The following is a 1,008-nucleotide window of genomic DNA, read 5'->3' as shown; positions in this document are numbered from 1 at the left end:
TATAACCCGGACACTAAGCAAGCGGTAATTGCATTTCGTGGAACTGAGGGCTCTGCCAATTGGGATCGAAAGGCACCGGATTTAGGGACAGACGTTTTTAAAATAGGTTTTCCTGAAATTTGGCAGACGGTAGGTCGTGCTTTGGATAATCTTAGATTTCCCGCAGAAAAAGAAATTTCAAATAAGGTGGAAAAGTCACTAGGCGTAGACGATTTCGGGGATTGGGTAGGAAATACACAGAAAGATCTGAGTAAGAGTTTACGTTTTGAAAATCAACTTTACGAAGCAGAAGATTATGTAAAAGAAATGCAAAAGAAGTATCCGGAGGCGAGTTTCACCCTTACCGGGCACTCTCTGGGTGGAGGTAACGCGCAATATGCGGCAGTGTATACAGGGCTAGAAGCTGTCACCTTTAGTGCTCCAACAGTGGTAGCCACGCTAACACCTGAAATGCAAAGAAAAGCTGAGGAAGGTGAATTTGACCGTCAGGTTACGAATTTTATACATCCGGGTGATTTCATTGCAAGTGGTATGCTGGGAGGGTATGAGCGACACGTGGGTTCAACCTTTGTGATTGATCAAAATTATGATGAATTTAATACCCGTTATGGTCTCGAGGCATGGAAAAAATGGAATGATACTCTGAACGATCCAAATTACCATGATATGAAGCATTACAAGTTCGATGACGACGGGTATGTGAGCAATACATTGTACGACGAGATTACAGGAGAGCAGGTCGGCTACTCCCCACGGAAGCCATCCGATCACAGTATTCTGGATCATGCGCGAGAAGCCTGGGATACGATGAGCAAAGGCTTAAAGTCGGTCGTTAACATTGTTGGTGGATACTCGGCAGGAACGATCGAGCTGACGCCGGAAGAGTTGAGAGAGGTCGCACAGAAATGGAGTCAGCAGGCGCAAGACATGAGTCGAACGTTTGAACGGATCCAACGTAACTTTTTCGAATATACGGAAAGCAGTCATAGCAAGCGTCTAGTGCCGATC

Annotated in this window: 1 protein-coding gene; it reads left to right on the top strand. The window is 45.4% G+C overall.

The features are described 5' to 3' along the window. The coding region (locus tag DFQ00_RS28700) for a Tle-like phospholipase domain-containing protein (protein ID WP_110899781.1) at positions 1 to 1,008 on the top strand (1,008 nt) is incomplete at both ends.

This window comes from Paenibacillus barcinonensis (genome assembly GCF_003217495.1).
In the GTDB taxonomy this organism is placed as follows: Bacteria; Bacillota; Bacilli; order Paenibacillales; family Paenibacillaceae; genus Paenibacillus; species Paenibacillus barcinonensis.
Note: the sequence above shows the minus strand (reverse complement) of the source record. Positions and strands in the feature narration are given on the sequence as shown.